Below are 833 nucleotides of genomic sequence, written 5' to 3' on the forward strand. Positions count from 1 at the left end.
TGCTAAAATTGATAAATAAAAATCCACCAGCTTAGCTGGTGGTTTTGCATTTTCGGGCCTAGCCCTTTATTACTAGCATCGCCTAAAGGCGTACCCTCGGTCTGGCACACGCATTCCTTCTATTTGCTACCCGTAAACGGGTCTAAATATTCCATTGTAAGCTGCTCTGATACTTTATCTTCCTGCAATTGATTAGCTATATACTCTTTTATTTTTTTAGTATTTTTCCCTACTGTATCAACATAATATCCCCTACACCAAAATTCTCTATTTCTATATTTATATTTCATATTCCCCCATTTTTCAAATATCATCAAACTACTTTTTCCTTTAAGATATCCCATAAAACTTGATACGCTCATTTTAGGTGGTATTTCTACTAACATATGAATATGATCTACACAAACTTCAGCTTCTATTATATTTACGCCTTTCCATTCACATAATTTTCTAAGTATTGCTCCTACCTCTAATCTTTTTTCTTCATAAAATACTTTCCTTCTATATTTCGGCGCAAATACAATATGGTATTTGCAGTTCCACTTTGTATGTGATAAACTATGTACATCATTCATTTCGAATGTCCTCCTTCTGATATTAAAGTGCAGTTGCCAGACCGCATTTTTATTATATCAGAAGGAGTTTTTTTGTCATACTCATAGCTATAAGCTATACGGAACCCCACGTCTAACGCGGGGTTTTCTAAATACAAAAAAAGAACTCACTTTTTAATATTGAGTTCTTTTCTTATTTCTCTATTCTTTAACTCGTCTTAATGAGTTATTCCCTCTTTAAACTATGTGCTGTGCACTGTACCCTATCTAAAATTCAGC

Annotated in this window: 1 protein-coding gene; it reads right to left on the minus strand. The window is 33.7% G+C overall.

From position 1 onward, the window contains the following. Positions 1–119: 119 nt before the first annotated feature. The gene (gene tnpA, locus OYT88_RS20705; RefSeq protein WP_016207054.1) at positions 120–575 is read right to left on the minus strand and encodes an IS200/IS605 family transposase; all 456 of its coding nucleotides are present in this window, start codon (positions 573–575) and stop codon (positions 120–122) included. Positions 576–833 lie beyond the last annotated feature (258 nt).

The organism is Sporolactobacillus sp. CQH2019 (genome assembly GCF_028765345.1).
Lineage (GTDB): Bacteria > Bacillota > Bacilli > Bacillales > Sporolactobacillaceae > Sporolactobacillus.

Coding starts and splice junctions, on each gene's coding strand:
- tnpA (WP_016207054.1), bottom strand. CDS start 575: ATGAATGATGTACATAGTTTATCACATACAAAGTGGAACTGCAAATAC.